Genomic DNA, 26,750 nt, shown 5'->3' with positions numbered 1-26,750 from the left:
ACCGTGAATGTCGTTCCTAGTCGATGGACACAACAACTTTGCCGAGAACCGACCGATCGCCCAACATCTCCAAAGCTTCGGCGGCGCGGGGCAAGGAAAAGCGGGCGCTGATACGCGGCTTTATCTTGCCGCCATGATACATGGCAAACAGTTCCCGCAAGTTTTCGGCATGTCCGGCCGGATCGCGGAATACGGACGCGCCCCAGAACACGCCGACGATCTCACAGCCTTTGAGCAAAGGCAGATTCAACGGGATGTTGGGGATACCGGCCGGAAAGCCAACGACCAGAAACCGCCCCTTCCAAGCCATCGCGCGCAATGCTGGCTCGGCGTAGTCGCCGCCAACCGCATCATAGACCACATCAACGCCATCACCGCCCGCCAGCTTCTTGATTTCTGACGAGAACGCTTTTTGCGCCTCTCGCGTCATCTCTTTGGAGTAGACGATCGCCTCATCAGCGCCCAAATCCTTGCAGAACTGAGCTTTGTCTTCCGTGGACACCGCGGCAATTACACGCGCGCCCATCGCTTTGCCCAACTCAACCGCGGCCGAGCCGACACCACCGGCGGCCCCAAGAACCAACAAGGTCTCACCGCCCTTGAGCCCGGCGCGATCCTTCAGCGCATGGTAGGACGTTCCGTAGGTGAAGATGAAACAAGCCGCATCCTCGTACGGCATGGACTCCGGGATCGGAACGGCGCTGGCGGCCGGAATGCACAGCTGCTCGGCGAAACCTCCGTGGCCTGTCAGGGCCAGAACACGGTCACCGATCTTCAGATCGGAAACACCATCTCCGACGGCGATCACATCGCCTGACACTTCCCCTCCGGGCGCGAACGGGCGCGGTGGTTTCATCTGGTACAAATCGCGGATGATCAGCGTGTCAGGATAATTCACACCTGCCGCACGTACCCGGATCAGCACCTGACCCTTTTTGGGCGTTGGATCGGGCAGGGTGGTCAGTTCCAGTGTTTCCGGACCACCCGGGGCGACGCTGAGTAATGCTTGCATTTCGTATTCCGATCCTCGCCATTTGTCGGCCCGAAGGTCGGGTCCTGACACCATGTTGTCAAGGCAGATGTGAAATGCAATTCTGCACAGTGAAACTGACCCGACCTGAAATAGAACTCAGGACGCAACAAAAACGAATTATGGGGAGAGGCCGATGACACCGGAGAACTTATTTTCGCTAGCGGGCAAGACTGCTCTGGTCACGGGCGGCGCGACCGGCATTGGTCGGATGGCAGCCGAGGCTTTGCTGCGCGCGGGTGCGCGGGTGCTGATCGCCTCGCGCAAGGGCGAAGCTTGCGAAGCTGTAGCCGCCGAACTGAACGCGCTGGATGCTCTCGGAACCGCAGTAGGGTTTGCAGGTGACGTCAGCAGCGAGGCCGGCATTGACGCGCTGGTCGAAGAGGTGAGCAACCGCACCCAAAGGCTTGATATCCTTATGAACAATGCCGGCGTGTCATGGGGTGCGCCTATGGGACAGTTTCCCTATGACGCCTGGGACAAAGTCATGTCCGTGAATGTTGCCGGCATCTTTCACCTGACCCAGAAGCTGCTGCCTCTGCTGATGCAATCAGGCTCGGACGATGATCCTGCACGGGTGATCAACGTCGCATCGGTGATGGGAGAGGTTCCCATGGGAGATGGCGCCTACAGCTATTCCGCGTCCAAGGCGGCCGTCATCCATCTGACCAAGATCATGGCAAAGGAGCTGTCGCCCTACCGCGTGACCGTGAATGCCTTGGCGCCGGGACCGTTCGTTTCGCGCATGACCGCCTTTGCCACGGCTGACGAGGAAAAACGCGAGAAAGTGGGCAAGTCGGTCCCGCTGGGCCGTGTCGGGCGCGACGAGGACATCGCGGGCTGTATGCTGTTCCTCAGCGGGCGCGGTGGCAGTTACGTGACCGGCGCCGTGATCCCGGTTTCGGGTGGAATCAACGTTCTGACCGGAGGAAACATCTTTGCCGATGCCCTGTGAAACCCGGTCCAGTATCAAGCGAGGCCGATCGCATGAGCGATGACCCGAACACCCTCGACCTTGTCGCCGTAGATGCCTATCTGCGCGCCAACCTGCAAGGCTATGCCGGTCCGCTTGAGGCGACGAAGTTCACGGTTGGTCAGTCCAATCCGACCTACGAACTGCGCACGCCGGGCAAATCCTATGTTCTGCGGCGTAAACCGCCCGGAGTTCTGCTGAAATCCGCCCACGCGGTCGACCGCGAATTCCGTGTTCAGACCGCGTTGGCGCACAGCAATGTACCGGTGCCGCGCATGTACGTGCTGTGCGAGGATGACAGCATCATCGGCTCTGCCTTCTATGTCATGGAGCGTCTTGTCGGCCGGAATTTTCTGGAACCGACCATGAAGGGCGAAACCAACGAAACCCGCAGCGCCGTTCTGGATGAGATGAACCGGGTTCTGGCCGAATTGCACATGGTCGACATCGACGCCGTGGGCCTGTCCGACTATGGACCGACCGGCAACTACTTTGAACGCCAGATCGCGCGCTGGACCAAACAGTATCGCGCCTCGGAAACCGAAACGGTTGCCGACATGGATGCGCTGATCGATGCGCTGGAAAGCTCGATCCCGGCGGATGATGGTCAACGAACGCTGGTTCATGGCGACTATCGCATCGATAATCTGATGTTCGAGCGTGACGGCACCACCTGCATCGGGGTCCTTGATTGGGAACTGTCCACCATCGGCCATCCCTATGCCGATCTGGCGGCCGTAATCATGCAATGGCAGATGCCGCCGAGCAAAGAGGGTCGGGGGCTGGCCGGCGTTGATCGCGGCAGCCTCGGGCTGCCCAGCGATCAGCAGTTCATCGCCTCATATTGTCAGCGGCGCGGATTGGCGGGGATCGACAATTTCGGTTTCTATCTCGCGTTCAACTTCTTTCGCATGGCCGGAATTCTTCAAGGCGTCTACAAACGCGCCCTGGACGGGAACGCCTCCGATCCGGCCCGGGCGCGTGCATTCGGAGCCTATGTGCCGATGTTCGCCAAACATGGTCTGGCAGCGCTGGGATAGAGGGGCGGGCGTGGTATCCGAGACATCATCAAGCGCCGACTCTGGCAAGGATCGGAACTTCGTCACTGCACTGGCGCGGGGGCTTGAACTGCTGCGTTGCTTTCGCCACGGCGAAACGGCCCTGACCAACACGGATTTTGCGGAACGCACGGGTTTGCCCAAGCCAACGATCTCGCGGTTGACCCATACGCTGTGCCAACTGGGTTATCTTGTTCAGGATCACGCAGGCGGTTCTTATCGGCTTGGTGTCGGAGTGCTGCGGCTGGGATTTGGAGTTCTGGGGGCGGCTGACATATGCGAACGTGCCGTCGAGGTACTGAGGGAACTGCGCGATGGAGCCAATCCGTACCTGACGGCCGCCCTGGGCGAAGCGCATCGGGCCGAGGTCGTATACGTCGCGGTCAGCAGGTCGACGCAGAACGTGGCGCTTACCATGCATGTCGGATCCCGGCTGCCGTTGTTCTCCTCGGCCATGGGGCGGGCCATTCTGGTTGGCATGACCGAGGATCAAAGGGAAACCGCGGTTTACGCTGCACGACGCGATCTGAACCTGCCCGAAAATCACCTGCGCGACTCGATAAAAACCGCGTTGGATGAGTACGATACACAAGGTTATTGTACCGGATATTCTCTGTGGCGGGACGACGTCCATGCCATTTCCGTTCCAGTAGCCACCGCCAGCGACGGGCGGGTATTTGGATTGAATATCGGCGGGCCCAGCTTTTACGTGACCCCGGAAGAGCTTGAAAAAGACCACGCGCACAAGCTTATTGATGCTGCCCGGCAATTGGGACTGCGTCCTTGAAACCTCAGTGCAACGCCTCGAGTTCGAGTTCTACGTTGGCCAGGCTGTTCTTACCAAAAAACATCTCGGAACCGACAAACAAGCTAGGCACCCCAAAAACTCCGCGGCGAACGGCCGCCTTTGTCTGATCCTTCAGAGTCTGCTTGCCCAAATCGCCGGTGATCGCCTCGCGGATTTTTCGTACGGGCAGGTCACGTTCTTGAACGATGTCGGTCAACACATTCAGGTCGTCAATCTTCTGCCCGTGCACCCATATTGCGTCAAAAACGGCATCTATGTATCTGCCTTCCCAAGGTTTTCCCATCGCCGCGACTGCCCCACGCATAGCGAACTTCGTGTTCAGCGGATAATAGGGGCTCATATGAAAGTTCAGGCCTCGCCGCCGCGCAAAGCGGTGCAGGTCATGGGTCAGATACGCCGATTTCTTCCGATTCTCCGAAAACGCCTGAAATGGGTTCTGGTTGTTCGTCGCCTTGAAGACTGTGCTCAGCAGAACCGGCACATATCGGATCCTGGCCGCGTGCCGCGCGGCGAGATCTGGCAAAACCTTATGAGCGAGGTAAGCGTTCGGGCTGCAAAAGTCGTATACGAATTCCACGTTCTGCGTCATCTGGCACCTCCGGCCGGTGGCGAAATCAGGGGGTAACGGCTGCAAATCACGAATCCAGAACGCCGTCAGTCTAACAGCGTCGTGGGTCGTGGCCGAGAGCAGACTTGCTGATCGCCCGCCCGGCAATTTTTGCCGGCTTTGTTTTTTGGGCTGTTTTTCTCTGCCACGGGGCGGCAGGATTGCGCGTAGGTGACAAAAAAAGGGGGAAATTTCGGCCAATGCAGTTTGATCGGACGAGGCTGAACCGCATTCGGACATGGATGCAAAGGTATGTGGACGAACGAAAATACCCCGGGTGCGCCTTTCTGTTGAAGCAGCACGGGCGCGAAGAGTTCTTTCACGATTGCGGATTGCGTAGTCTCGAGGGTGATTTGCCATTCGACCGCCAGACCTTGGTTCGCATCTACTCGATGACCAAGCCAGTAACCACGACAGCGCTGATGATGCTGATAGAACAAGGTCTAATGCACCTTGAGGCGCCGGTGTCCGAGTTTCTGCCGGAATTCGCCGACATGAAGGCGTTGCGGAAAGACGCGCAATCCATTGATCAAACAGAAGACTCGACGTCGCCGACCCTGCATCAACTGCTGACACACACCAGCGGGCTAAGCTATCCATTCAACCCGGGCAATCTGCCCGCTGCGATGGATGCTCAGGACCTGATGTTCAAGCCGGATCAGGGTCTGCTGGCCGATCAGGTTCGGGCCGTGGCTGCATTGCCGCTTGCATTTCAACCCGGCAGCCGCTGGGAGTATTCGGTTGGCATCGACGTTATCGGACGGGTGGTCGAAGTCGTGTCCGGCAGGAGTCTGGACCAATTCTTTGCCGATGAGATCTTTGGGCCGCTTGAGATGGACGAAACCGGGTTTTCGGTTCCCAAAGAGGCTGGGGACCGGTTCGCCTCGCTCTACACACCGCTCGAGGGAGACGCGATGGCCCTGAACGCGGCCAGGTCCGGCGGTGAAACGTTGCGATTGGTGGATCAGGCCGGAGACTCGCCATTCGAAGCGGCCACGCTGTTTTCCGGCGGTGGTGGGCTGGTCAGCTCGATCGACGATTTTGCCCGTTTCGCCGAGATGCTGCGCGCAAAAGGGCAGGTGGGCGATCAACGACTGCTGGGCCCGAGCACAGTGGACTTCATGATGCGCAACCACTTGCCGGGCGACATCGCGTCCATGGGACCCCAAAGCTTTGCAGAACAGCCAATGGACGGCATGGGGTTCGGGCTTGGCGGCGCTGTGGTTTTGGACCCGGGCCGTGCACATACCCCCGGATCGGTTGGAGATTTCAGTTGGGGCGGCATGGCGTCGACCTTTTTCTGGGTCGACCAAAAGAACGACCTGTCGGCTGTTTTCTTTACTCAGTTGTCGCCCTCCAGCTCTTACCCGTCACGCTCAGAACTCAAAGCCCTGGTTCACGCCGCCCTCATTGAATGACCCGCGCGGGCCTGCTAGGCCGATCACGAACAGAACCAGAGAGAGTCGAATGACCGAAGCCGAACGCATCCTGTTGGATTTGCTGGACATTGAACGCCTTGAGGTAGACTTGTTCCGAGGCACCGGGTCCGGCGGTGAAACGCCCACGCGGATATTTGGTGGTCAGGTCATCGCACAGGCTCTGGCGGCCGCGTACCGAACAGTCGAAAACCGCCTTTGCCATTCGCTGCATGCCTATTTCATCCGTCCGGGAGATCCGGAAATTCCGGTTATCTATCAGGTGGATCGCGCACGGGATGGCGGGTCGTTCACCACACGGCGCGTGGTGGCAATCCAGCACGGCAAGCAGATCCTCAACATGTCGGCCTCGTTCCACATTCAGGATGAAGGCTGGGACCATCAGCACGCGATGCCTGATGTCCCAGCGCCCGAAACGCAACCGTCCCGCGATGAATTGCGGCAGAAATACCTGAACCGCGTTCCCGAAAGGCTACGCGCCGAATTGCTGCGCGAACGTCCGATCGAGGTGCGCGAGATTGATCCCCTGGACATATTTCAGCCCGAGAAAAGCGACGACCGAAACCATCTGTGGTTCCGCATGGGAGCAGCGGAACAGGCTGATCACGTGACCCAACACCTATTGCTGGCCTATGCCTCGGACATGGCGCTGCTGAGTTCCGGCATGCGTCCGCACGGGTTGAGCTGGTTCACGGGCGAAATCAATGGCGCGAGCCTGGATCACGCAATCTGGTTTCATGCGCCGGTTCAATTCCAGAACTGGCATCTCTATTCCATGGAGTCGCCATGGACGGGGCAGGGACGCAGCTTCAACCGCGGGTCAATCTATGCGCAGGACGGTACTTTGGTCGCGTCCGTCGCGCAGGAAGGCCTTCTGCGCCGCGCTCGTAACAAAGACTAGGTATCGCCTGCAAATTGCTGATTCAACTTGTTCATTCCCGAAATCCAACGGTCGTAATCGGCGGTTTTCAAGCGCATGTAGTCCAGAACCTGCGGGTGCGGCAGAACCAGAAAGGTCTCGGTGCCAATGGCCTCGACACATGCCTGTGCCACGTCCTCGGGTTCAAGCATGCCATCAATCGCGGCAACTGAGTTTTCAAACCCTTTGGTCATTTCCGATCGGACGGCCTGAGGACACAAGACCGAAACCCGGATTCCTTTGTCGGCATAGGTCAAAGCCAGCCATTCCGCGAAACCAACCGCCGCATGTTTGGTGACGCCGTATGGCGCGGCTCCGGGCTGGTTGAGCAGCCCCGCAGCGGAAGCGGTGATCAATATGTAGCCGCCGCCGCGCGCAATCATCCGCGGCACCAGATGGCGTGCCGTCCACACATGAGACATAACGTTGATCTTCCAGATCCTGTCCCAATGCGCATCGGGAACATCGAGACCGCCAAGCGTCAGGATGCCGGCGTTCGCGCAGAACAGATCAATGGGGCCGATGCTGGATTCGACGCTTTCGATCATTGCCTGGATTTCGTGTTCGTCGGCCACATCGCATTTGAACGAATGCCCGCCAATGTCCTGGGCGACGGCTTCTGCGCCGGTTTCATCAATATCTGCACAGATCACACGCGCGCCATCCGCGGCGAAGCGCGTCGCCATTCCTTTACCGATGCCTTGGGCTGCACCGGTAACAACTACGATTTTGCCTTGAAGGTCCATCACCGCATCCTGTCTTGGTTTCACACAGGACCGTAACAGGTTGAAATAGCACCGCCAACGCGAACGTGGCGGTGCCAGGCACTGCAGTTTCATTACATAATACCGATTACGCGAACTTTAGACTGCGGTTCAGTAGAATGCCTGCAACCCGGTCTGCGCCCGCCCAAGGATCAGCGCATGAACATCATGCGTGCCCTCGTAGGTATTGACGGTCTCAAGGTTGACCATGTGACGAATGACTTGGAACTCCAACGAGATCCCGTTGCCACCATGCATGTCCCGCGCCATCCGCGCGATATCCAACGCCTTGCCGCAATTGTTCCGCTTGATGATCGAGATCATCTCAGGCGCGGCTTCGGCTTTGTCCATCAGCCGTCCGACCGTCAGGCTGGCCTGCAAACCCAACGCGACTTCAGTCTGCATGTCCGCCAGTTTCTTCTGGAATAGCTGTGTCTGCGCCAAAGGACGATTGAACTGCTTGCGATCCAATCCATACTGACGCGCCGCGTGCCAGCAGCATTCTGCGGCCCCCATGACACCCCAACTGATGCCATAGCGCGCTCGGTTCAAGCATCCGAACGGTCCCTTCAGGCCCTGGACGTGCGGCAACAACGCACTGTCGTCGACCTCAACGCCATCCATCACGATTTCGCCGGTGATTGACGCGCGCAGGCTAAGCTTGTTTTGGATCTTGGGCGCGCTCAGACCCTTGGCGCCTTTTTCAAGTACGAAGCCGCGGATCTTTCCGTCATGCGCATCGGACTTGGCCCAGACAACAAACACATCAGCGATTGGCGCGTTTGAAATCCACATCTTGCTGCCGGTCAGACGGTAGCCGCCGTCGATCTTTTCTGCCCGGGTTTTCATACCAGCCGGATCAGACCCCGCATCCGGTTCGGTCAGGCCAAAGCAACCGATCCATTCACCACTGGCCAGTTTCGGCAGGTATTTCCGGCGCTGCTCTTCGCTGCCATAGGCATAGATCGGATACATCACCAGCGAGCTTTGCACCGACATCATCGAGCGATAGCCGGAATCCACACGTTCGACCTCGCGCGCGACAAGACCGTAGGTTACGTAACCGGCTCCAATCCCACCGTATTCCTCGGGAATGGTGGTGCCCAGCAGGCCCATTTCGCCCATCTCGCGGAAGATTTCAGGATCGGTTTCCTCGTTCTGAAACGCCTGAGTTACCCGAGGTTGCAGCTTTTCCTGCGCATACGCACGAGCGCTGTCAGCGATCAGGCGTTCATCCTCGGTCAGTTGATCAGACAGGCGGAACGGATCGTCCCAGGTAAAGCGGCCAAGATCGGGCGCATCCTTTGCGCGCAATGCAGGTTTGGTGTCGGGGGCGTTCATCTTCTGGCTCCAAACTGAATTTCATACGCACCCTACCCTGCAATTTACGCAAAAAACAGCGAGACATTTGCAAGTTTTCATGAGTAAAACGCATAGATGGATACGCCTCGTCGACTCTTTCCGTCAATTTCTTCGCTTCGCGCGCTCGAAGCGTTGGACCGGCTGGGTTCTGCCTCGGCCGCCGCGGAAGAGCTTGCTCTGACCCAGAGCGCCGTCAGCCGGCAACTGCAAACGCTCGAGACCCAATTGGGCGTGCAGCTCATTCTGCGTGACAAGAAGCGATTGGCGTTGACGCCGGTGGCGCAGGACTATGTCGCGGAAATACGACAAGGTCTGAACCAAATTGCGCAGGCCTCCCTGAAACTGCACGTCGCGCCAGTGGGTGGAACGCTGAATCTGGCAATCCTGCCGACATTCGGAATGCGTTGGCTGGTGCCACGGCTGCCGGATTTCGCCCGTTTGCATCCTGACATCACGATCAACATGTCCACGCGTCTGAGACCGTTCAACTTCTCATCGGAACCCTTTGATGCCGCTTTACATTTCGGGGAGCCGGATTGGCCCGGAACCGAGCGTCTTCTGCTGAAGGTGGAAAGGGTTCTGCCGGTATGCGCACCCTCGCTGCTGCCAGGAGGCGCGCCGGACGATCCGCGCGAATTGCTGAAACTGCCCCTGCTTCACATCCAGACTCGCCCGCGCGCCTGGCAAGACTGGTTCAAGCAAATGGGCGTTCCGCATACGGGCGCCCTGCCCGGCACGGTGCACGATCAATTCACGACCATCAATCAGGCCGCCCTGCATGGGCTGGGCGTCGCCTTGCTGCCCAACTACCTGATCGAGCAAGACTTGGCGACCGGCAGGCTTGTTGCGGCCTGCAAGGATCCGGTTGAAACCATGGGGGCCTATTACCTGGTCTGGCCAAGCTCAAAGTCCGAAGATCCGACACTTCGGCACTTCCGTCACTGGTTGGCTTCTCAGGCCCAAAACGACGAAACACTGCCTAGGTAGGCTAATCCAGCGCGTATCCAGCACCTCGAACCGTTCGAAGGGGGTCGGATCCGCCGAATGCCGTCAACGCCTTGCGCAATCGACCAATATGGACATCCACGGTGCGGGAGTCGACATAGACGTCACGCCCCCAGGCACGGTCCAATAGCTGATCGCGACTGAACACGCGCCCCGGCTTTTCCATGAAGGTGCACAGCAGCCGGAATTCGGTTGGTCCCATCCGGAGCGGCTTGCCGGCCCGACTGGCCTTGTGGCTTTCGAGGTCCACGATGATGTCGTCGTATTCTAGGGTTTCCGCAGCCGCCGCCGGGCTTACCCGACGCAGTTGAGCTCGGATCCGCGCCATCAACTCCGCCATCGAATACGGTTTGGCCACATAGTCATCGGCCCCCGTCTCCAAACCGCGCACCTTGTCCGCCTCATCGGACCGCGCCGACAGCATGATAATCGGAATCGCGCGGGTCTGCGGGCGTGCCTTTAACTGACGACACAACGCAATCCCGCTGAGATTTGGCATCATCCAGTCAAGAACGATCAGATCAGGCTTCACCTCTTGGACCAGCACCAGGGCTTCTTCGCCGCTTGCCGCCTGAACCACTTCGTACCCGGCGGACTGCATGTTGTAGGCCAGCACCTCGCGCAGCGCCGGCTCATCATCGACGATCAGGATAGTCGGCTGGCCCGTCGGCATGCCGGCCACTCCCTACAGAGATTGCGAGGTGTTGTCTGCTTTCGGGCGCGCTTCGGTCGGCCGTTCGCCGGTCACCAGATAGATCACCTGTTCAGCGATGGCAGTGACGTGGTCACCCATCCGCTCGATGTTCTTGGCGATGAAATGCAGATGCATGCATGCCGTGATGTTGCGCGGGTCTTCTGCCATGAAGGTCAGCAACTCGCGGAACAGGCCGTTGTACATCTGGTCCACTTCCTGGTCCCGATCGATGACGTCACGGGCCAGCTCAGCATCCCTTTGAATATAGGCATCCAATGCGTCACGCAGCATCCGCTCGACCTCACGCGCCATGCGGCGCAGCGCGGCGGTACTGCCGCCGATCTGGTTGGCCTCGACCAGAATGGTGGTACGCTTGGCGATGTTCTTTGCGTAATCGCCGATGCGTTCCAGGTTGGCCGAAACCTTGAGAACCGACAGCACCAACCGCAGGTCGCCGGCGGTGGGCGCCCGCAAAGCGATCACCCGGGCGGTTTCTTCGTTGATCAGGTCCTCAAGCGCATCAATGGCCTTGTCGCCCTGCCGCACCTGCTGCGCCAGTTCCTCGTCCCGTGTTTCCAGCGAACGGGCCGCACCTGTGATCGCGGCCTCGACCAGACCACCCATTTTCATGATGTGGGCTTGAACCGCCTCAAGATCGCGGTCGAAGGCAGATGCAATATGTTGTTCGCTCATGGTCTTTTACCTGTTCTCAGCCGATACGGCCGGTGATGTAGCTTTCGGTACGCGGGTCTTCGGGGTTGGTGAAGATTTGGGCGGTATCACCGAACTCGACAAGATTGCCCAAGTGAAAAAACGCCGTTTTCTGGCTGACGCGCGCCGCCTGTTGCATCGAGTGGGTGACAATCACGACCGAAAACCTCTCACGCAGTTCATCAATCAGCTCTTCGACCTGGGCGGTGGCAATCGGATCCAGCGCCGAACAGGGCTCGTCCATCAACAGAACTTCGGGTGCTGTGGCGATGGCGCGGGCGATACACAGGCGCTGTTGTTGCCCCCCTGACAAACCAGTACCAGGGGCATCCAGGCGATCCTTCACCTCGTCCCAGATGGCACCGCGGCGTAGGGATTTCTCGACGATCTCGTCAAGTTCGGCCTTGGTCTTGGCCAGACCGTGAATGCGCGGGCCGTATGCGATGTTGTCATAGATCGACTTTGGAAAAGGGTTGGGTTTCTGAAACACCATGCCGACCTTGGCGCGCAGTTGCACGGGGTCGATCCGCCTGTCATAGATGTCATCCCCATCCAAGCGAATTTCCCCCTCGACCCGACAGATGTCGATGGTGTCGTTCATCCGGTTCAGACATCGCAAAAAGGTAGACTTGCCGCACCCCGAGGGCCCGATGAACGCCGTAACGGTCTTGTCTTGGATTTCTACATTCACGTCTTTGATGGCGTGCGTGTCACCATAGAACACGTTCACGTTCCTGGCTGAGACCTTCAGGGTTTCGGGTTCCAATGCGCTATCCACGGGTGGCGGGTCCTTCGTTTTTTGGTCCGAGTGCTCGGCTTGACCGTTCCTAGCCTATCACGCGCCGGTCTTACATGGGCAATATGACGGTGAACACCGCGCCCTTTCCCAAATCACTTTCCACCCGCAACCGGCCGCGGTGGCGGTTGATGATGTGCTTGACGATAGCTAGGCCCAGCCCCGTACCCCCCAGTTCGCGCGAGCGATGGCTGTCGGCGCGGTAAAACCGTTCGGTAAGCCGGGGCAGATGAACCGGGTCAATGCCAGGGCCCTTGTCGATGACCCTCACCCGGGCGGCCGGTCCCCGGATGGCGGTATCCTGATCTGAGACCGACACTTGCACATCCACACTGCCACCGCTGCCACCATATTTGATTGCGTTTTCAACAAGGTTTGTGAAAACCTGCCGCAGCTGATCATTGTCGCCCGGAAGGCGAACGGGGTTTTCCGGGGCGCTCAGATTCAGGGAAACGCCCGCGTCATCAGCCAAGGGGCGTAGCGTCTCGAGCGTCACGCGCAGCAGCTCGACCAGTTCGATCTGCTGCCTTGGCCGAATGCGCTCTTCGCTTTCGACCCGATTCAACGACAACAGGTCACCAACCAGACGATTCATCCGGTTGGCCTCGGATGTCATGATCTTCAGGAATCTGTCCCGGGCGGCCGCGTCATCCTTCGCTGGTCCTTGCAAGGTCTCGATGAAGCCCATCAGAGCGGTCAGTGGGGTACGAAGTTCGTGGCTGACATTGGCAACGAAGTCACGACGCATCTGGCTGGCCTGCTCGAGGTGGGTCACATCCATAAACGTTGCCAGAACCGCGCCACCGGAAACCGCGCCGACGCCCTGCATGTACCGACAGTGGACCTGAAACGCAGTGTCCTGTGCGCCGTCGTTCGCCAGATGCCGGCTGTTGGCCGGCCCCTTGCTTCGCAAGCTTTTCTCCATCGCTTCGATGACCTGCGGCTGTCGCAGGATCGTCGCAAAATGGCGACCGTCGATGTTTCGGCCCAACAACGCACGCGCATCCGCGTTCGAAGCGATGATCCGCTCGGTCTGATCGACCATCAATGCGGGCATCGGCAAGGCAGAGACGACTTCGGCAAGCAATTCGTTGCTCATGACCGGTTCACAGGACCTATGCGCCGGGCGAAACAGGCGTCAGCGTTTCCCGGAACTTGCGCATGTTCTCTTGATAGTGGAGCGCGCTGAACGTGATCCGCTGAGCCGCCGCCTCGTCCAGTTGCCGGACCACCTTGCCCGGGGCTCCCATCACCAGAGAGTTTTCGGGGATCTCCTTGCCTTCCGTGATCAGGGCCCCTGCCCCGATCAGGCAGTTCCGGCCGATCTTCGCGCCGTTCAAAACGATGGCCCCCATACCAATCAGGCTGTTGTCACCGATGGTGCAGCCATGCAGCATCACTTTGTGGCCGATGGTGCAATTCTTCCCGATCGTCAGCGGAAATCCGGCGTCGATATGCATCACGCAGTTCTCCTGCACGTTGCTGCCCTCGCCCACGCGGATTTCTTCGTGATCGGCGCGGATCGTGCACCCGAACCAAACAGATGCACCTTGTTCCAGGACGACTTTGCCGATCAGGTTCGCGTCCGGTGCAACCCAGCTGTCTTCGTGAATCTGCGGGACGTCCTGTCCCAATGCGTAAATGGTCATGACATGCTCTCGAATTCGTATTGCAGGGCGCGGACGTGATCCTGCAACCGGGGCTGCTGAATACGGCGCATCCGCTCGGCGCTGACGATCGTCTTCAGCTTTTCCTCGGTTGTGGCCAGATCGTCATTGATCAACACATAGTCGTAGTAGCCCCAATGGCTGATTTCGTCCCAGCTTTTCATCATGCGCTTGGAAATGACGTCGGCGCTGTCCTGACCGCGAGTTTCAAGCCGGCGGCGCAGCTCTTTGATCGATGGCGGTAGAATGAAAATGGACAACGCATGTTTGCCCAGCTCGGAATTCCGTATCTGCACTTCACCCTGCCAGTCCACGTCAAACAGCACGTCCCGCCCGCTCTGGATCGCTTCGCGCACTGGACCAGCTGGTGAGCCGTAGAAATTGCCGAACACATGGGCATGTTCCAGCATCTGCCCATTTGATACCTGCTGGCGGAAATCATCTTCGCTGAGAAAATAGTATTCGCGTCCATGTTCCTCACCCGGGCGCGGAGCGCGTGTGGTGGCCGAGATCGAAAATTCGAGATCGGTGTCCCACTCCATCAGGCGACGGGCCAAAGTGGATTTTCCGGCACCCGAGGGCGACGACAGGATGATGAGTAGACCGCGGCGATCCGCCATTACACTTTTCCTTGCTTATTCAACATTTTGCACCTGCTCTCTCAACTGGTCGATCACCGCCTTCAACTCCAGACCGACCGATGTCAGTTCCGAGTTCTGGGATTTGGAGCACAGCGTGTTGGCCTCACGGTTGAACTCCTGCATCAGGAAATCCAGCTTGCGGCCGACCGGGGCCTCCTGCTCCAGCAGTGCGCGCGCGGCTACGACATGCGCGGCCAGGCGGTCCAGTTCTTCGGTGATATCCGCTTTGACCGCGATCAGGGCCAACTCCTGCGCCACCCGGTCGGGATCAGCGCCCTGGCTGTTTTCCATGACCCGCGCTAGGTTCTGGCGCAGAGTGTCGGACATGGCTTCTGTGCGCCGCTCGGCCAGCTCGGTGGCCTGCTCGGTCAGGGTCTGGATCTGATCCAACTGGGCCGACAGGATGGAAGCCAGGGCTTGGCCCTCATCCCGGCGCATTTCCACAAACTCGGCCAGCAGACTGCCAAATTCGGATTTCAACGCCTCGACCAGCGGCGCGGGATCGTCGTCTTCGGCTGCCGCGTCCAGCATCCCTTTGATCATCAGCAGATCGCTGCCCTTTGACGGTGCAAGCGCGACGCCCTTGTTGACCGCCAATTCCTCGGCATGCGCCAACGCATCCAGCGCAGCGCTCATTGCGCCTTCGTTCAGCTTCAACTCGGCAGCGGTTTCCTCGCGGGCGACGCGCAGGCTCAGCGTCACGTTGCCCCGGCTGATCTGTTTGGACATATCCGCGCGCAGCGCAGCCTCAAGTCCTGTAAGCCAGTCCGGCACCCGCAACCGCATGTCCAGCCCCTTGCCGTTGACACTGCGCAGTTCCCAGCTCCAGCTGTGCGGCCCCAATGCGCCCTTTCCGGATGCAAAACCGGTCATGGATTTGATCATGCCTGCCCTTTCCCACTGCTGCGCAGCCTTGTTCTGCTGCACCTAAAGCTATCGTACCCCATAGGGCAAGACCTTGCCGGATGTGCAATTCAACGCAAGAAGTTAACCATTCCTTAAAGATTTGGTCCAAAATTGAATAAACCCGTGTCAATCTGTCAGTCGAAGGATGGGTCGGCCGCTATCGCTTTGCATGGCGCACGGACCGGATGGCAGCCAATCGACACGAGGTGCATGGTAATGAAAACCTTCTTCTGGAATGGTTCCGGGTCGAAAGCTGGAAAGATCATCGCAATGGATCGCTTTGACAGTGGGCGCAGTCTGTCCCCCATCCGTCAGGCTGAAGCGTATTGGACCGCGCTGCTGAGCGGCGACGGCGTTCCCAAGCGTTCCCAGATCGACCCACGCGGCCTCGAAAACATTCTGGAATACACATTTATTCTGGAACGCATCGCGCCTGGCCTCGCCCGGTTTCGACTGGCGGGAAGTCATCTGAACAAGATCGCGGGGATGGAGGTGCGCGGAATGCCCCTGACCGCCTTCTTTGATCCCAGCGCCCGTGATCAGGTGTCAGAGGCGCTGGAAGAGGTGTTCGCCGCTCCGGCGATCGGTGAGTTCAGCCTTTATTCAAAAGGCAAGCTCGGCCGGACGCGGCTGCAGGCCCGCATGATCCTGTTGCCCCTCAGAAGCGATCTGGGTGATGTCAGCCGAGTGCTGGGTGTGATGGTCAGCGATGGCACGATCGGCGCTACACCGCGCCGGTTCGGAATCGAGGACACTCGGATCCGCGCACTGGTGAACATTCAGGATCAGGCCCACAACAGCCGGCCTGTCGAGGCGGGCTTTGCCGAGGATCAGGCCGATTTCAAGAGACCGGCGAAACACCTGCGGCTAGTATTCTCTCGCGACGAGTGAAATGCAGAACGGCGGACCCGAGGGCCCGCCGTTTGCGTTTCAATCCGACATGCCTCAGCTTGCCGCGCGGTCCTTTCGGTCACGGCGCAGGTTGGTCAGCTCTTCAGCCACCAGGAACGCCAGCTCCAGCGACTGCGACGCGTTCAGACGCGGATCGCAGGCGGTGTGGTAGCGGTCCGACAGGTCCTCTTCGCTGACGGCGCGGACGCCGCCGGTGCATTCGGTCACGTCCAGACCGGTCATCTCGAAATGCACGCCGCCGGGGATCGTGCCCTCGGCCTGATGCACGCCGAAGAAATCCCGCACCTCGCGCAGGACCGATTCGAACGGACGGGTCTTGTAGCCGGTGGCCGACTTGATCGTGTTGCCGTGCATCGGGTCGCAGACCCAGGTCACCTTGGCGCCCTCTTCCTTGACGGCCTTGATCAGGCGCGGCAGGTGCTCGCCCGCCTTGCCCGCGCCAAAGCGCGCGATCAGGGTCAGACGGCCTTCTTCGTTGTCCGGGTTCAGCTTGGACATCAGAACCTTGAGGTCCTCGGCCGTGGTGGTCGGGCCGCATTTCAAGCCGATTGGGTTCAGCACGCCGCGGCAGAATTCGACATGCGCGCCGTCGGGCTGACGGGTGCGGTCGCCGATCCAGATCATGTGGCCCGAGCCGGCCAGCCACTTGCCCGAGGTCGAATCCAGTCGCGTCAGCGCCTCTTCGTATTCCAGCAACAGCCCTTCGTGGCTGGTGTAGAACTCGACGGTCGAGAATTCATGGGTGGTATCCGCGGTGATGCCGGCGGCCTCCATGAAGTCGATCGTGTCCTGAATGCGGTCGGCGATCTCGGAGTATTTCTGCACGTCCTGTTCGTTGGTAAAGCCCAAGGTCCAGGAATGCACACGGCTCATGTCCGCAAAACCGCCGGTCGAGAACGCGCGCAGCAGGTTCAGAGTGGCTGCAGCCTGGGTATAGGCCTGCAGCATCTTTTCCGGGTTCGGGATACGCGCTTCGGGCGTGAAGGCCAACTCGTTGATGATATCACCACGGTAGCTGGGCAGTTCCACGCCATCGACCACCTCGGTCGGCGCGCTGCGCGGCTTGGCGAACTGGCCGGCCATACGGCCCACTTTGACCACCGGAACCTTGGCACCATAGGTCAGAACCATCGCCATCTGCAGCATCACCTTGAAGGTGTCGCGGATCGCATCGGCGCTGAACTGGTCGAAGCTTTCGGCGCAGTCCCCACCCTGCAGCAGGAAGGCCTCGCCACGGCCGGCCGCGCCCAAATGCTGTTTGAGACGTCGGGCCTCGCCCGCAAAAACCAGCGGGGGATACTGCGAAAGCTTGGCCTCGACTTTGGCCAGCGCGGCCGCGTCGGTATACTCTGGCATCTGAACCCGCGGCTTGCTGCGCCAGTTCGTTTTTTGCCACTCGGTCATAGCTTTGATCTCCGCTGAGGTAATTCAGGTGGTCTCTATACAAAATCCATAGACCAGAGACCATATCCGATTTGCGCCTCTTGACGTCGGAAACAAGCTTTGAGCATGGTGTCGGTCAAATTCGCCGCAGGCCTCGGGCCTCGGCCCGCCGAATCAAGGACAGTTCGCCATGCAAGAGCAACGCCAAGTTGTCACTGTGGACAAGCGCGCGGCCAAGCCGCTCAATTTCGTATTCGTGTTGCTCGACAAGTTTTCGTTGCTGTCTTTTGCCTCGGCACTGGACAGCCTTCGGATTGCAAATCGTATGGCGGATCAGCAGATCTATACCTGGTCGCTGGCCGGCGAAGGCGGAGAGGTCGTCACCTGCTCGGCCGGCACGACGTTCGAGCTTGACCGCGACCTGGACGAACTGCAGCGGGACGAGGTGATCCTTGTTTGTGGCGGCGTCGATGTTCAGGCGGCGACCACCAAAAAGGTTCTGAACTGGCTGCGCCGCGAGGCCCGCAAAGGCCTGAAGATCGGTGGCTTGTGCACGGCGGCCTATACCCTTGCCAAGGCCGGCCTGCTGGACGGCAAACGTGCCACCATCCACTGGGAAAACGCCGACAGCTTTGCGGAAGAGTTCGAAAATGTCGAACTGACGAAATCCGTCTTTCTGATCGACGGCAACCGGATGACAACGGCTGGTGGCACCTCGTCAATCGACCTGATGTTGAAGCTGATCGCCGATGATTACGGCGAGGAGTTGGCCAATGCGGTGGCCGACCAGATGATCTATTCCTCGATCCGCACCGATCAGGACACCCAGCGCCTGTCGACGCCCACGCGGATCGGCGTGCGTCACCCCAAGCTGAGCCAGGTCATCCTGATGATGGAGAAGAACATCGAGGAGCCGATTTCTCCCTCGATCCTGGCCAAGGATGTTGGCATGTCGACCCGCCAGCTCGAACGGTTGTTCCGTCGGTATCTGAGCCGTTCGCCCAAGCGCTATTACATGGAACTGCGGTTGCACAAGGCGCGCAACCTGCTGATGCAGACCGACATGAGCGTGATCAACGTGGCCTTGGCCTGCGGTTTTGCAAGCCCTAGCCATTTCTCGAAATGCTACCGCGCGCATTACAACACCACGCCCTATCGCGAGCGTGGGACGCAGAGCGGGCGGCTGTCGGTCTGACGCCTAGAACATGCCCAGAATGGGCTCGGCGCGCGTGTTGATGCTGAACTGCAGAACTATCACGCCGTCGTCGCGTTGATGCAAAAGAGCGTAATAGTAGAGATAGCTGTTCTTGTCGTTCCAGTAGATCCGCATTTCCTGCGCGAACCCGTTCTCAAGCTCGACCCGTTTGGCAACGTCGGCATTGGTCAGGTAGTACGGAACAAGGTCACTTAGCTGCCCTTGCAGGACTTGCATCTGCTGCGGCGTGTATTCGTCGGCGCCGCCCAACCGGGTGATGACGTTCGAGAACTCGCGGTTCTTGACCTTGGTGTCGACGAAAGTTTCGTAATCGGCATAGGTCGGAAAGACCTCGTCGGCCGCGGCGGGAAGTGTCGAAAGGGACAAAAATATCGCTGCGAGAATGCGGAGCATATTAATCCTCTTAGAAGTCTATCGCTGCACTCCTAGGACGAACGGGAAATCCTGAAAACCGCACCCTGCCCGACCGAGATGAACCAGATCGCACCGTCTGGGGCCTGCACGATGTCACGGACCCGTTCGGTCTCGGCGCCTTTGATCTGCTCGACCTCGCGCAACGGGTTTCCGGACAATCGTGCAATATAGTCGAATTTCAGCGAGCCCACGAAAATGTCACCGCGCCATTCGGGAAACATCCCGCCCGAATAGACCATCAAGCCCGACGGAGCGATGGACGGATCCCAATACAAGCGCGGCTGTTCCATTCCGGCCTTGCTGGTGCCTTCGCCAATCTTCTCTCCAGAATAATGCGTCCCGTAGGAAATGACCGGCCAACCGTAGTTAGCGCCGGGTTTCACAAGGTTCACCTCGTCCCCGCCCTTTGCGCCATGTTCCGATACCCACAACCGGCCGCTCGTATCAACATCAGCGCCTTGCGGGTTGCGATGACCAAAGGACCAGATCTCGGGGCGGATGCCTTCTTGCGCGACAAACGGATTATCCGCCGGGATCGAACCATCGCGGTTGATTCGAATGACCGTCCCCATGTGGTTCGAGCGGTCCTGCGCACTTGGCCTGTCGCCACGATCCCCCAAAGTGATGAACAGCGTCCCGTCCTGCGCCTCGACCACGCGCGATCCGAAATGCCGGCCGCCCGAGCCGCCGGGAACCGCTTCGAATATCACATTCAGGTTGGCCAGCCTCTTGCCGTTCTCGGACAGGCGCGCCACGGCGACCGCCGTACCGGCCCCGCCGCTCTGTGGCTTCGAGAAAGAAAGAAACACCTCTCTTGTGCGGTCAAAATCGCGGGCGACGGTTACGTCCAGCAGACCGCCCTGCCCTTGCGCTGCGACCTTTGGAACGCCCTGGACCTTGGTGGCCTTGCCATCACGCGCCAAAAGCAGCTGGCCGTCGCGCTCGGTGACCAAGAAACTGCCATCCGGCAGCAGGCCGATCGCCCAGGGTGTATCGAGGCCGGCAAGCATGGTCGTGACCGAGACCTCGCCTGCGGATGTCTTCAATGACTCCGCCCACGCGACGCTGCCGCAAATCATCAGAATGAGAATCGTAAAAACCCTAATCATATCTATCGCTCCAATCCCGGTCAGAATGAGCCGCCCGGGAACCAAACCTTAGAAAACAAATAGAGTTGTTCAGCCAAAAGACACATTCCTGTTTGGACTTTTCTTTTCTGAACAGCTTGCCTAGGGTCTTGCTCAGAACGAATACGTTCCAACAAGGGAGTAACCTAATGAAAAAGCTGCTTACTGCGACTGCAGCAACCGCATTGCTGGCCGGTGCCGCAATGGCCGAAGACGTCAAACTGGGCGTTCTGTTCGGATTTACCGGGCCGATTGAATCGCTGGCCCCCGCAATGGGCGCGGGCGCCGAACTGGCAATCGCCGAAGTTACCGAATCCGGCAAGCTGCTGGGCGGCGCCACCGTGACACCGATGCGCGCCGATACCGGCTGCATCGACAACGGTCTGGCCACCTCGAACGGCGAACGCATGATCGCCGATGGCGTTGCCGGCATCATCGGCGGCGACTGTTCCGGTGTGACTGGCGCAATCCTGCAGAACGTCGCTATTCCGAATGGCATGGTCATGATCTCGCCGTCGGCGACCTCGCCCGGTCTGTCGACGATGGAAGACAACGGGCTGTTCTTCCGCACCGCCCCGTCGGATGCGCGTGAAGGTCAGGTTATGGCCGACATTCTGAAAGATCGCGGCATCAAATCGATCGCTCTGACCTATACCAACAACGACTACGGCAAAGGTCTGGCCGACGCGATCCAGTCGTCGTTCGAGGCCGTGGGCGGTGAAGTGACCATCGTCGCAGCACATGAAGACGGCAAGGCGGACTATTCGGCCGAAGTCGGCGCATTGGCCTCGGCGGGTGGTGACATCCTCGTGGTTGCCGGCTACCTGGATCAGGGTGGCCTGGGCATCATCCAGTCGGCCCTGGACAGCGGAGCATTCGACACGTTCGGTCTGCCGGGCGGCATGATCGGTGACTCGCTGCCTGCGAATGTCGGCCCTGATCTGGATGGATCGTTTGGTCAGATCGCCGGTTCGGGCGGTGAAGGCGCCGAGAAATATTTCGCCATGGCCGAAGCCGCGGGCTTTGACGGCTCGTCGCCCTATTCGCCTGAAAGCTATGACGCAGCCGCGCTGTTCATGCTGGCCATGCAGGCCGCAGGGTCGGCCGATCCCGCCCAATACGGTGGCAAGATCCTGGATGTGGCCAACGCCCCCGGCGAGAAGATCTATCCGGGTGAACTGGCCAAGGGTCTGGAACTGCTGGCAGCTGGTCAGGACATCGACTATGTCGGCGCTTCGGGTGTCGAACTGATCGGTCCGGGCGAAAGCGCTGGGTCCTACCGCGAGATCGAAGTGAAAGACGGCAAGAACGAGACCGTCAAGTTCCGTTGATCCGTTAGCTGACCGCATGATACCAAGCAGCCCGGGCCTTGTGCCCGGGCTGTTTCAATGACAAAAGGCGCCACCTTATCTTGGGGATGGGGCAACACGAAGAACCGCGAAAGCCGCGGACAGGGGAACACATGATCGTCGTCGAGGACGTGCACAAGCATTTCGGCGGTTTCCACGCGGTGGACGGGGCATCGCTGGAGATCGAAAAGGGCTCGATTACCGGCCTGATCGGTCCAAACGGGGCCGGAAAAACCACTCTTTTCAATGTGATCGCGGGCGTTCTGCCACCGACCAGCGGCAAGGTCTGGATGGACGGCGAAGACATCACCGGCCTGCCGCCCCATGATCTGTTTCACAAGGGGCTGTTGCGCACGTTCCAGATCGCGCACGAGTTCTCGTCGATGACATGCCGCGAAAACCTGATGATGGTCCCCGGTGGCCAATCCGGTGAATCGCTGTGGAACACATGGTTCGGCCGCAAGCGGATTGCGGATGAGGAACGCGCCCTGCGCGCCAAGGCCGACGAGGTGCTGGAGTTCCTGACCATCGAACACTTGGCCGACCACAAGGCGGGTCAGGTCTCGGGCGGCCAGAAAAAGCTGCTGGAACTGGGTCGCACGATGATGGTGGACGCCAAGATCGTGTTTCTGGACGAGGTCGGCGCAGGCGTCAACCGCACCCTGCTGATGACCATCGCCGATACGATCCTGCGTCTGAACAAGGAACGCGGCTATACCTTCGTCGTGATCGAACACGACATGGATTTCATCGGCAAGATCTGCGACCCGGTGATCTGCATGGCCGAGGGCAAAGTTCTGGCACAAGGCACGCTGGACGAGATCAAGGCCAATGAGCACGTCATCGAGGCCTATCTGGGTACTGGGCTCAAGAACAAAGACCAGTTGGAGGCCGGGGCATGAGCGACAATCCCTATCAGGACGACAAGGGCAACAAGGACGCCTCGATCACCAACGCGCATGGCATTGGCACGATGACGCCCGCCCATCGGGTCAGCGGCAAGTCCCACCGGGTAGAAGGCGGTCCATTCCTGATCGGTGACACCATGACCGGCGGGTACGGCAAAGGCCCCGACATTCTGCACGATTGCACGATCGCCGTGGACAAGGGCGAAATCGCCGTGATCGTTGGCCCCAACGGCGCTGGTAAATCCACCGCGATGAAGGCCGTTTTTGGCATGCTGGACGTGCGCGCCGGATCGGTGCGGCTGGATGGCGAGGACATCACCAACCTCAGCCCCCAGGACCGGGTGATCAAGGGCATGGGCTTTGTACCCCAAACGCAGAACATTTTCACCTCGATGACGGTTCAAGAAAATCTGGAAATGGGCGCGTTCATTCGCACGGATGATTTCTCGGACACGATGGAACAGGTGTTCGAGCTGTTCCCGATCCTGAGAGACAAACGCAACCAGGCGGCGGGCGAGCTCTCGGGCGGACAGCGCCAGCAAGTGGCCGTCGGCCGCGCGCTTATGACCAAGCCGAAGGTGTTGATGCTGGACGAACCGACCGCGGGCGTTTCGCCGATCGTGATGGACGAGCTGTTCGACCGCATCATCGAAGTGTCGCGCACCGGCCTTCCGATCCTGATGGTGGAACAGAACGCCCGCCAGGCGCTTGAGATCGCGGACAAGGGTTATGTGCTGGTCCAGGGGCGCAACGCATACACTGGTACCGGCAAGGAACTGCTGGCGGACGAGGAAGTGCGCAAGTCGTTTTTGGGCGGCTAACCGACGCTTTTCAGAAATCGGTTTTTTCATGGGGCCGGTCGGGATTCTCGACTGGCCCTTTTGCTTGATCGCTTTGCGCAAAATTGAAGGCCAGAAGATGGCAATCGGTGTTTCCAGCTATGCCCTTCTTCCTGAGAACCCTTATTAGGCATCTGAAAAATATAAATTATTTCCTGGCAGCGCACCGGTTCAAAAAGCCTGTGGAATTTCCCAGAATGCCAATCTGCTGCTTTAATCAGGTCAAATTTCAAAAATATCGCTGCGCCCGAACCACCACACCAATCCCCGAAACGCGCCCCAGTTGGGGGCACAGAAATTGGAAGTCAAAATGAAGAAATGGATGATCGCCGCACTGGTCGCACACTTGGCAACTGGCGCTGTGGCTCAGCAACGCGAATTTGTGTGCATATCGGATATTGATGGAACCGAGTACCGGCTGACGCGGCTTGAAGGCAAGCAAAAGGGATCGGTCAAATTCGGTGACACGACAGGGGATGCTCAGGTGTTTCCTGGCCTGAACAACATGACGTTCATCCTGGCGACCGAACAGCATGTCATGACCTTCTTCGTCAAAAGCCCGGATCTGTCCTACAACCTGTCCATTCGCCGTCCGGTCCTTCAGAATGACCGCGGCCAATGCACGGAAACCGGTGCCTAGCCCCGCAATCATCTGTGATTTCAGGCCGCGCCCCACATGGTGGCGCGGTCTTTTTCTTTCGGGGATCAGCAGACGGTTGGAGCGCGCGTGATCAATGTTCGCCAAACCGCATAAAAACATGCACAAAGCCGCAAAAATCATGCTCCAAATTGTTGTGTCTTTCGTCGGCGTCGTGCCATAAAGCCGCACCCGGACAGTGAGAAGAACATAATGGACCTACTGAATGCGCTTGTTGCGCTTGCGAACTTTGTGATCGTGCCTGCGGTTGCCTATGGCAGCCAGTTGGCACTTGGGGCGCTGGGGGTCACCCTGATCTACGGCATCCTGCGATTTTCCAACTTTGCCCACGGGGATACGATGGCCTTCGGCGCAATGATCGCCGTGCTGGTCACCTGGGGTCTTCAGGCAGCAGGGATCGGGTTCGGGCCCCTGCCGACGGCGCTTCTGGCGCTTCCGTTTGCGATCCTCGGGTGCATCCTTCTGGTGCTGATCACCGACAGGCTGGTCTATCGTTTCTATCGCGAGCAAAAAGCCAAACCTGTGATCCTGGTGATCGTATCCATGGGTGTGATGTTCATCATGAATGGGCTGGTGCGTTTCATCATCGGCCCCGATGACCAACGGTTCTCGGATGGGGCTCGGTTCCTGATTTCTGCGCGGGATTTCAAAAAGATGACCGGGCTGGATGAGGGGCTTGCGATCAAGACCTCGCAGGGCATCACCGTGATCGTCGCCGTCGTTGCCGTAGCCTTGCTGTTCTGGTTCCTCAACAAGACCCGCACTGGTAAGTCGATGCGCGCTTATTCCGACAACGAGGATCTGGCCTTGTTGTCCGGCATCAACCCGGAACGTGTGGTGATGATCACCTGGATCATCGTTGCGGCGCTGGCCACGACGGCCGGGGTTCTCTATGGACTGGACAAGAGTTTCAAGCCATTCGTCTATTTCCAGCTGCTTCTGCCGATCTTTGCTTCGGCCATCGTGGGCGGATTGGGTAACCCGATTGGGGCTATCGCAGGCGGATTCATCATCGCCTTCTCCGAAGTCACGATCACTTACGCATGGAAGAAGGTGCTGACTTACCTTGCCCCGGAAAGCCTCGAACCTTCGGGCCTGGTGCAGTTCCTGTCCACCGATTACAAATTCGCCGTCAGCTTCGTCATCCTGCTGATCGTGCTTCTGTTCAAGCCAACGGGTCTGTTCAAGGGGAAAGCGGTATGAACGAAGCAGTCAAAAACACCCTGCTTTTCGTGATTGTCGGCGGGCTGATCCTGCTGACCGGTTTCGTCCAAAGCTGGAACACGGCGATCCTGATTCTGAACATGGGTCTGATTTCCGCGATCATGGCGATCGGTGTGAACCTGCAATGGGGCTTTGCCGGACTGTTCAATGTCGGCGTCATGGGTTTTGTCGCGCTGGGCGGACTTGCGGTTGTGCTGGTCTCGACCCCGCCGACACCCGGAGCCTGGTCCGCAGGCGGGTATGGGATCGTGCTGGCGCTTCTGCTGGGGGCAGCGACCGTTGTCGCAGCCGTGATGGCCGCGCAAAAGATGCCCAAGGGCCGGGCACGAACGCTGGCAATCATCGCAATCCTCGTCGTCGGGTTCTTCGTCTATCGCGCGGTGTTCGACCCGAGCATCGCTGCCGTCGAAGCCATCGACCCAGCCATTGCCGGAAATATCGGCGGGCTGAATCTTCCGGTGCTGCTTGCATGGCCGGCGGGTGGGCTGTTGGCCGCGGGCGCTGCCTGGCTGATTGGCAAGACGGCCTTGGGTCTGCGCTCGGACTATCTTGCGATTGCCACGCTGGGTATCGCCGAGATCATCATTGCGATCATGAAAAACGAGGACTGGCTGGCCCGAGGGGTCAAGAACGTCTACGGCATTCCCCGCCCTTCACCCGTCGTAGGCTATGAGATTGACCTGCAGAGCGATCCGACCTTCGTCGAACGTGCAGCCTCATTCGGGCTGGACCCGGTGACCGCTTCGACCCTGTGGGTGAAACTGGGTTATGCATTCCTGTTTCTGATCGTGCTTCTCATCCTGCTCTGGATGGCTCAGATGGCGCTCAAAAGCCCGTGGGGCCGCATGATGCGCGCGATCCGCGACAACGAGATCGCTGCCGAAGCCATGGGCAAGGACGTCACCCGTCGCCATCTGCAGATCTTCGTTCTGGGCTCGGCCATCTGTGGCATTGCCGGGGCGATGATGACGACGCTGGACGGGCAGCTGACACCAAGCGCTTACCAACCGCTCCGGTTCACCTTCCTTGTTTGGGTGATGGTGATCGTCGGTGGTTCCGGCAACAATTTTGGCTCAGTCCTGGGAGCCTTTCTGATCTGGTTCCTGTGGGTCGAGGTCGAACCGATCGGTCTGTGGCTTATGAACCTGATCACTTCCAGCATGCCGGACGGCAGCGCGTTGAAGGCCCACCTGATCGAAAGCACGGCACATATGCGCCTGTTTACGATGGGGCTTATCCTGCTGATTGTTCTCAGATTCAGCCCAAGGGGCCTGATCCCCGAAAAGTAGACATCTTTCATCACGAAACCGTCAGGCCGCGCCATGCAAATGGCGCGGTTTCTT

At 59.2% G+C, this 26,750-nt stretch carries 28 protein-coding genes; 13 read left to right on the top strand and 15 right to left on the bottom strand.

Features of this window, described 5'->3' with window-relative positions:
* Positions 1–16 precede the first annotated feature (16 nt).
* On the bottom strand, positions 17–1,012 hold the full coding sequence (locus AC2FNL_RS15540; RefSeq protein WP_496834204.1) for an NADPH:quinone oxidoreductase family protein: 996 nt from the start codon (positions 1,010–1,012) through the stop codon (positions 17–19).
* Between the two features lie 154 nt (positions 1,013–1,166).
* On the opposite strand from AC2FNL_RS15540, the gene AC2FNL_RS15535 reads away from it, so the two are divergent.
* From AC2FNL_RS15535 to AC2FNL_RS15525, 3 genes are read left to right on the top strand one after another with little or no spacing between them, the layout of a single operon-like run.
* Positions 1,167–1,985 carry an SDR family NAD(P)-dependent oxidoreductase gene (locus AC2FNL_RS15535; RefSeq protein WP_496834203.1) on the top strand — a complete coding sequence of 273 codons (819 nt, stop codon included), beginning with the start codon at positions 1,167–1,169 and terminating at the stop codon, positions 1,983–1,985.
* Between the two features lie 32 nt (positions 1,986–2,017).
* Entirely contained in the window at positions 2,018–3,043 is a 1,026-nt protein-coding gene (locus tag AC2FNL_RS15530; protein ID WP_496834202.1) for a phosphotransferase family protein, read from the top strand.
* Positions 3,044–3,053: 10 nt separating this feature from the next.
* Complete coding sequence (locus AC2FNL_RS15525; protein ID WP_496834201.1) at positions 3,054–3,848, top strand: IclR family transcriptional regulator; 795 nt, start codon at positions 3,054–3,056, stop codon at positions 3,846–3,848.
* A gap of 4 nt (positions 3,849–3,852) precedes the next feature.
* Here AC2FNL_RS15525 and AC2FNL_RS15520 read toward each other — a convergent pair whose 3' ends face one another.
* Positions 3,853–4,458, bottom strand: a complete 606-nt coding sequence (locus AC2FNL_RS15520; RefSeq protein ID WP_496834200.1) for a 2-hydroxychromene-2-carboxylate isomerase — start codon at positions 4,456–4,458, stop codon at positions 3,853–3,855.
* A gap of 218 nt (positions 4,459–4,676) precedes the next feature.
* Here AC2FNL_RS15520 and AC2FNL_RS15515 point away from each other — a divergent pair, with 218 nt between their 5' ends.
* Complete coding sequence (locus tag AC2FNL_RS15515; protein ID WP_496834199.1) at positions 4,677–5,894, top strand: serine hydrolase domain-containing protein; 1,218 nt, start codon at positions 4,677–4,679, stop codon at positions 5,892–5,894.
* A 49-nt stretch (positions 5,895–5,943) separates the two neighbouring features.
* Positions 5,944–6,813 (top strand): acyl-CoA thioesterase, encoded by an 870-nt coding sequence (locus AC2FNL_RS15510; protein WP_496834198.1) that lies wholly within the window; start codon positions 5,944–5,946, stop codon positions 6,811–6,813.
* Here the strand turns inward: AC2FNL_RS15510 and AC2FNL_RS15505 are convergent.
* A complete protein-coding gene (locus AC2FNL_RS15505; RefSeq protein WP_496834197.1) occupies positions 6,810–7,577 on the bottom strand; it encodes an SDR family oxidoreductase in 768 nt (255 codons plus the stop codon). The genes AC2FNL_RS15510 and AC2FNL_RS15505 overlap by 4 nt on opposite strands.
* 129 nt (positions 7,578–7,706) lie before the next feature.
* On the bottom strand, positions 7,707–8,936 hold the full coding sequence (locus tag AC2FNL_RS15500; protein ID WP_093962065.1) for an acyl-CoA dehydrogenase: 1,230 nt from the start codon (positions 8,934–8,936) through the stop codon (positions 7,707–7,709).
* Between the two features lie 96 nt (positions 8,937–9,032).
* Between AC2FNL_RS15500 and AC2FNL_RS15495 the strand changes: the two genes are divergently transcribed.
* Positions 9,033–9,944: a LysR family transcriptional regulator gene (locus AC2FNL_RS15495; RefSeq protein WP_170459115.1), complete on the top strand. Its 912-nt coding sequence runs from the start codon at positions 9,033–9,035 to the stop codon at positions 9,942–9,944.
* A 1-nt stretch (position 9,945) separates the two neighbouring features.
* Here the strand turns inward: AC2FNL_RS15495 and phoB are convergent, their stop codons facing one another.
* The 7 genes from phoB to AC2FNL_RS15460 all read right to left on the bottom strand — a co-directional run bounded on the left by phoB (position 9,946) and on the right by AC2FNL_RS15460 (position 15,356).
* Positions 9,946–10,635 carry a phosphate regulon transcriptional regulator PhoB gene (gene phoB / locus AC2FNL_RS15490; protein WP_496834196.1) on the bottom strand — a complete coding sequence of 230 codons (690 nt, stop codon included), beginning with the start codon at positions 10,633–10,635 and terminating at the stop codon, positions 9,946–9,948.
* Positions 10,636–10,647: 12 nt separating this feature from the next.
* Positions 10,648–11,349: a phosphate signaling complex protein PhoU gene (gene phoU / locus AC2FNL_RS15485; protein ID WP_093962068.1), complete on the bottom strand. Its 702-nt coding sequence runs from the start codon at positions 11,347–11,349 to the stop codon at positions 10,648–10,650.
* A 16-nt stretch (positions 11,350–11,365) separates the two neighbouring features.
* Positions 11,366–12,145: a phosphate ABC transporter ATP-binding protein PstB gene (gene pstB / locus AC2FNL_RS15480; protein WP_496834195.1), complete on the bottom strand. Its 780-nt coding sequence runs from the start codon at positions 12,143–12,145 to the stop codon at positions 11,366–11,368.
* A 70-nt stretch (positions 12,146–12,215) separates the two neighbouring features.
* Positions 12,216–13,262: a sensor histidine kinase gene (locus tag AC2FNL_RS15475; RefSeq protein WP_496834194.1), complete on the bottom strand. Its 1,047-nt coding sequence runs from the start codon at positions 13,260–13,262 to the stop codon at positions 12,216–12,218.
* Positions 13,263–13,278: 16 nt separating this feature from the next.
* Entirely contained in the window at positions 13,279–13,812 is a 534-nt protein-coding gene (locus tag AC2FNL_RS15470) for a gamma carbonic anhydrase family protein (protein ID WP_496834193.1), read from the bottom strand.
* Positions 13,809–14,450, bottom strand: a complete 642-nt coding sequence (gene gmk / locus AC2FNL_RS15465; RefSeq protein WP_170338600.1) for a guanylate kinase — start codon at positions 14,448–14,450, stop codon at positions 13,809–13,811. Before gmk ends, AC2FNL_RS15470 begins: the two co-directional genes overlap by 4 nt.
* 15 nt (positions 14,451–14,465) lie before the next feature.
* On the bottom strand, positions 14,466–15,356 hold the full coding sequence (locus AC2FNL_RS15460) for a YicC/YloC family endoribonuclease (RefSeq protein ID WP_496834192.1): 891 nt from the start codon (positions 15,354–15,356) through the stop codon (positions 14,466–14,468).
* 237 nt (positions 15,357–15,593) lie between these two features.
* On the opposite strand from AC2FNL_RS15460, the gene AC2FNL_RS15455 reads away from it, so the two are divergent.
* Positions 15,594–16,268 (top strand): PAS domain-containing protein, encoded by a 675-nt coding sequence (locus tag AC2FNL_RS15455; protein WP_496834191.1) that lies wholly within the window; start codon positions 15,594–15,596, stop codon positions 16,266–16,268.
* A gap of 54 nt (positions 16,269–16,322) precedes the next feature.
* On the opposite strand, the gene AC2FNL_RS15450 is transcribed toward AC2FNL_RS15455, so the two are convergent.
* Positions 16,323–17,693, bottom strand: a complete 1,371-nt coding sequence (locus AC2FNL_RS15450) for a class II 3-deoxy-7-phosphoheptulonate synthase (RefSeq protein WP_496834190.1) — start codon at positions 17,691–17,693, stop codon at positions 16,323–16,325.
* Between the two features lie 169 nt (positions 17,694–17,862).
* Here AC2FNL_RS15450 and AC2FNL_RS15445 point away from each other — a divergent pair, with 169 nt between their 5' ends.
* Positions 17,863–18,867 (top strand): GlxA family transcriptional regulator, encoded by a 1,005-nt coding sequence (locus tag AC2FNL_RS15445; RefSeq protein ID WP_093962075.1) that lies wholly within the window; start codon positions 17,863–17,865, stop codon positions 18,865–18,867.
* Positions 18,868–18,870: 3 nt separating this feature from the next.
* Here AC2FNL_RS15445 and AC2FNL_RS15440 read toward each other — a convergent pair whose 3' ends face one another.
* Both AC2FNL_RS15440 and AC2FNL_RS15435 read right to left on the bottom strand, forming a co-directional pair.
* Positions 18,871–19,281: a hypothetical protein gene (locus tag AC2FNL_RS15440; protein ID WP_496834189.1), complete on the bottom strand. Its 411-nt coding sequence runs from the start codon at positions 19,279–19,281 to the stop codon at positions 18,871–18,873.
* A 32-nt stretch (positions 19,282–19,313) separates the two neighbouring features.
* The gene (locus tag AC2FNL_RS15435) at positions 19,314–20,411 is read right to left on the bottom strand and encodes a PQQ-dependent sugar dehydrogenase (protein WP_496834188.1); all 1,098 of its coding nucleotides are present in this window, start codon (positions 20,409–20,411) and stop codon (positions 19,314–19,316) included.
* A gap of 167 nt (positions 20,412–20,578) precedes the next feature.
* Here AC2FNL_RS15435 and AC2FNL_RS15430 point away from each other — a divergent pair, with 167 nt between their 5' ends.
* From AC2FNL_RS15430 to AC2FNL_RS15420, 3 genes are all read left to right on the top strand, one after another.
* Positions 20,579–21,760: an ABC transporter substrate-binding protein gene (locus AC2FNL_RS15430; protein WP_496834187.1), complete on the top strand. Its 1,182-nt coding sequence runs from the start codon at positions 20,579–20,581 to the stop codon at positions 21,758–21,760.
* 131 nt (positions 21,761–21,891) lie between these two features.
* Positions 21,892–22,680 (top strand): ABC transporter ATP-binding protein, encoded by a 789-nt coding sequence (locus AC2FNL_RS15425; RefSeq protein WP_093962961.1) that lies wholly within the window; start codon positions 21,892–21,894, stop codon positions 22,678–22,680.
* Positions 22,677–23,507: an ABC transporter ATP-binding protein gene (locus AC2FNL_RS15420; RefSeq protein WP_496834186.1), complete on the top strand. Its 831-nt coding sequence runs from the start codon at positions 22,677–22,679 to the stop codon at positions 23,505–23,507. Before AC2FNL_RS15425 ends, AC2FNL_RS15420 begins: the two co-directional genes overlap by 4 nt.
* 247 nt (positions 23,508–23,754) lie before the next feature.
* Here the strand turns inward: AC2FNL_RS15420 and AC2FNL_RS15415 are convergent, their stop codons facing one another.
* Positions 23,755–24,354: a hypothetical protein gene (locus AC2FNL_RS15415; protein ID WP_496834185.1), complete on the bottom strand. Its 600-nt coding sequence runs from the start codon at positions 24,352–24,354 to the stop codon at positions 23,755–23,757.
* Positions 24,355–24,375: 21 nt separating this feature from the next.
* Here AC2FNL_RS15415 and AC2FNL_RS15410 point away from each other — a divergent pair, with 21 nt between their 5' ends.
* Both AC2FNL_RS15410 and AC2FNL_RS15405 read left to right on the top strand, forming a co-directional pair.
* Positions 24,376–25,386: a branched-chain amino acid ABC transporter permease gene (locus AC2FNL_RS15410; RefSeq protein WP_093962081.1), complete on the top strand. Its 1,011-nt coding sequence runs from the start codon at positions 24,376–24,378 to the stop codon at positions 25,384–25,386.
* Positions 25,383–26,696 carry a branched-chain amino acid ABC transporter permease gene (locus tag AC2FNL_RS15405; protein ID WP_093962082.1) on the top strand — a complete coding sequence of 438 codons (1,314 nt, stop codon included), beginning with the start codon at positions 25,383–25,385 and terminating at the stop codon, positions 26,694–26,696. The genes AC2FNL_RS15410 and AC2FNL_RS15405 overlap by 4 nt, the downstream gene beginning before the upstream one ends.
* The last annotated feature ends 54 nt before the right edge of the window (positions 26,697–26,750 follow it).

It is taken from the genome of Ruegeria sp. CRTD044 (assembly GCF_059613485.1).
Note: the sequence above shows the minus strand (reverse complement) of the source record. Positions and strands in the feature narration are given on the sequence as shown.

Coding starts and splice junctions, on each gene's coding strand:
- AC2FNL_RS15440 (WP_496834189.1), bottom strand. CDS start 19,281: ATGCTCCGCATTCTCGCAGCGATATTTTTGTCCCTTTCGACACTTCCC.
- AC2FNL_RS15535 (WP_496834203.1), top strand. CDS start 1,167: ATGACACCGGAGAACTTATTTTCGCTAGCGGGCAAGACTGCTCTGGTC.
- AC2FNL_RS15530 (WP_496834202.1), top strand. CDS start 2,018: ATGAGCGATGACCCGAACACCCTCGACCTTGTCGCCGTAGATGCCTAT.
- AC2FNL_RS15510 (WP_496834198.1), top strand. CDS start 5,944: ATGACCGAAGCCGAACGCATCCTGTTGGATTTGCTGGACATTGAACGC.
- AC2FNL_RS15460 (WP_496834192.1), bottom strand. CDS start 15,356: ATGATCAAATCCATGACCGGTTTTGCATCCGGAAAGGGCGCATTGGGG.
- gmk (WP_170338600.1), bottom strand. CDS start 14,450: ATGGCGGATCGCCGCGGTCTACTCATCATCCTGTCGTCGCCCTCGGGT.
- AC2FNL_RS15450 (WP_496834190.1), bottom strand. CDS start 17,693: ATGACCGAGTGGCAAAAAACGAACTGGCGCAGCAAGCCGCGGGTTCAG.
- AC2FNL_RS15470 (WP_496834193.1), bottom strand. CDS start 13,812: ATGACCATTTACGCATTGGGACAGGACGTCCCGCAGATTCACGAAGAC.
- AC2FNL_RS15495 (WP_170459115.1), top strand. CDS start 9,033: ATGGATACGCCTCGTCGACTCTTTCCGTCAATTTCTTCGCTTCGCGCG.
- phoB (WP_496834196.1), bottom strand. CDS start 10,635: ATGCCGACGGGCCAGCCGACTATCCTGATCGTCGATGATGAGCCGGCG.
- AC2FNL_RS15515 (WP_496834199.1), top strand. CDS start 4,677: ATGCAGTTTGATCGGACGAGGCTGAACCGCATTCGGACATGGATGCAA.
- AC2FNL_RS15520 (WP_496834200.1), bottom strand. CDS start 4,458: ATGACGCAGAACGTGGAATTCGTATACGACTTTTGCAGCCCGAACGCT.
- AC2FNL_RS15540 (WP_496834204.1), bottom strand. CDS start 1,012: ATGCAAGCATTACTCAGCGTCGCCCCGGGTGGTCCGGAAACACTGGAA.
- AC2FNL_RS15410 (WP_093962081.1), top strand. CDS start 24,376: ATGGACCTACTGAATGCGCTTGTTGCGCTTGCGAACTTTGTGATCGTG.
- phoU (WP_093962068.1), bottom strand. CDS start 11,349: ATGAGCGAACAACATATTGCATCTGCCTTCGACCGCGATCTTGAGGCG.
- AC2FNL_RS15430 (WP_496834187.1), top strand. CDS start 20,579: ATGAAAAAGCTGCTTACTGCGACTGCAGCAACCGCATTGCTGGCCGGT.
- AC2FNL_RS15500 (WP_093962065.1), bottom strand. CDS start 8,936: ATGAACGCCCCCGACACCAAACCTGCATTGCGCGCAAAGGATGCGCCC.
- AC2FNL_RS15435 (WP_496834188.1), bottom strand. CDS start 20,411: ATGATTAGGGTTTTTACGATTCTCATTCTGATGATTTGCGGCAGCGTC.
- AC2FNL_RS15445 (WP_093962075.1), top strand. CDS start 17,863: ATGCAAGAGCAACGCCAAGTTGTCACTGTGGACAAGCGCGCGGCCAAG.
- AC2FNL_RS15420 (WP_496834186.1), top strand. CDS start 22,677: ATGAGCGACAATCCCTATCAGGACGACAAGGGCAACAAGGACGCCTCG.
- AC2FNL_RS15475 (WP_496834194.1), bottom strand. CDS start 13,262: ATGAGCAACGAATTGCTTGCCGAAGTCGTCTCTGCCTTGCCGATGCCC.
- AC2FNL_RS15425 (WP_093962961.1), top strand. CDS start 21,892: ATGATCGTCGTCGAGGACGTGCACAAGCATTTCGGCGGTTTCCACGCG.
- AC2FNL_RS15455 (WP_496834191.1), top strand. CDS start 15,594: ATGAAAACCTTCTTCTGGAATGGTTCCGGGTCGAAAGCTGGAAAGATC.
- AC2FNL_RS15505 (WP_496834197.1), bottom strand. CDS start 7,577: ATGGACCTTCAAGGCAAAATCGTAGTTGTTACCGGTGCAGCCCAAGGC.
- AC2FNL_RS15405 (WP_093962082.1), top strand. CDS start 25,383: ATGAACGAAGCAGTCAAAAACACCCTGCTTTTCGTGATTGTCGGCGGG.